Origin of the sequence: Rhodococcus sp. DMU2021 (assembly GCF_019641445.1) — a bacterium.
Classification (GTDB): Bacteria; Actinomycetota; Actinomycetes; order Mycobacteriales; family Mycobacteriaceae; genus Rhodococcus; species Rhodococcus pyridinivorans.
This window is the reverse complement of record NZ_JAIFKB010000081.1, coordinates 1-1,382: the sequence shown is the minus strand read 5'-3', so window position 1 is coordinate 1,382 and position 1,382 is coordinate 1. Positions and strand designations below refer to the sequence as shown.

Annotated in this window: 1 protein-coding gene; it reads right to left on the bottom strand. The window is 63.5% G+C overall.

Annotated elements, in window-relative coordinates; genetic code table 11:
• Positions 1-42 precede the first annotated feature (42 nt).
• Entirely contained in the window at positions 43-1,332 is a 1,290-nt protein-coding gene (locus K3M35_RS25715) for an IS256 family transposase (protein ID WP_052227182.1), read from the bottom strand.
• Between the last annotated feature and the right edge of the window lie 50 nt (positions 1,333-1,382).

Sequence of the window (1,382 nt, the reverse complement as noted above, 5' to 3'; positions counted from 1 at the left end):
GGGTCTGTCCGTTAAACGGTGTGTGGGGCCCGGCGGTTCTCATTAGTGGATGGTTCTTTCGAGCCGTCCAGCGAAGGTGATCGCGAACGCGTTCAACGCAGGCTTCCACCTCATCACCCAGCGTGCGCGGCCCCCGCCCGTGGGGTCAAGGGACCGCGTCACCAAGTACAGGCACTTGAGCGCCGATGCCTCGTTGGGAAAGTGTCCTCGGGCGCGGACTGCCCGCCGATAGCGAGCATTGATCGACTCGATCGCGTTCGTCGTGCAGATCACCCGCCGGATCTCGACGTCGTACTCGAGGAACGGAACGAACTCCGCCCAGGCGTTCTCCCACAACTGCACGATCGCCGGATAACGCTCGCCCCACTCGGCGGCAAACTCGCTGAATCGATCCTTCGCGGCCTGCTCACTCGGAGCCGTGTAGACCGGCTTGAGGGACTTGACGATCGCATCGCGATGCTGCCGGCCGGCGTACCGGAAGCTGTTGCGGATCAGGTGCACGATGCACTGCTGAACCACCGTGTGCTCCCAGGTGGTGTTGATCGCCTCGGGAAGCCCTTTCAGCCCGTCACACACGGCGATGAACACGTCCTCGACGCCGCGGTTTTTCAACTCGCTGAACACCTGCAACCAGAACCGGGCGCCTTCAGCACCGTCGCCGGCCCAGATGCCGAGAATGTCGCGCTCACCGCTGACGGTCACGCCCATCACGACGTAGAACGGGGTGTTGCGCACCTGCCCGTCACGGACCTTCACCACGATCGCGTCGACGAAGATGACCGGGTAGATCGGATCCAGTGGCCGGGAGGACCACTCGGCAAGTTCGGCGGTCACCTTCTCGGTGATCCTGCTGATGGTGTCCTTGGAGACCTTCGCCCCGTAGACCTCGTCGAAGTGCGCGGCGATCTCACCGGTGGTCAACCCACGGGCGGTCAACGAGAGCACGATCTGATCGATCCCGTCCAGCCGGCGTTTGCGTTTCGGGACGATGACCGGTTCGAACGAGCCGTCCCGGTCCCGGGGAACTTCGATCTCGACCGGCCCGATCTCGGTCAGTACGGTCTTGGTGCGGGTCCCGTTGCGCATGTTCTCCGCGATCGGTGTTCCGCCGTGTTCGTGACCGAGATGCTCGGTCAGTTCTGCTTCCAGAGCGGTCTCGAGCACGCTCTTCGTGAGCTGGCTCAGCAGGCCTCCCGGCCCGACCAGGCTCACGCCCTGCTCCTTCGCCTGCGCGAGCAAACGCTCCGCGAACTCCTTCTGATCGATGATCTCCCCGGTCACGGGATCAATGATCGCCTCGCCCAGCACTTCTGTCGTGTCAGTCACGGTCATTTCCTTTCGGGTCAGACCGGACCTTCACACACCGTTTTCCGGACAGTCCC

Coding starts and splice junctions, on each gene's coding strand:
- K3M35_RS25715 (WP_052227182.1), bottom strand. CDS start 1,332: ATGACCGTGACTGACACGACAGAAGTGCTGGGCGAGGCGATCATTGAT.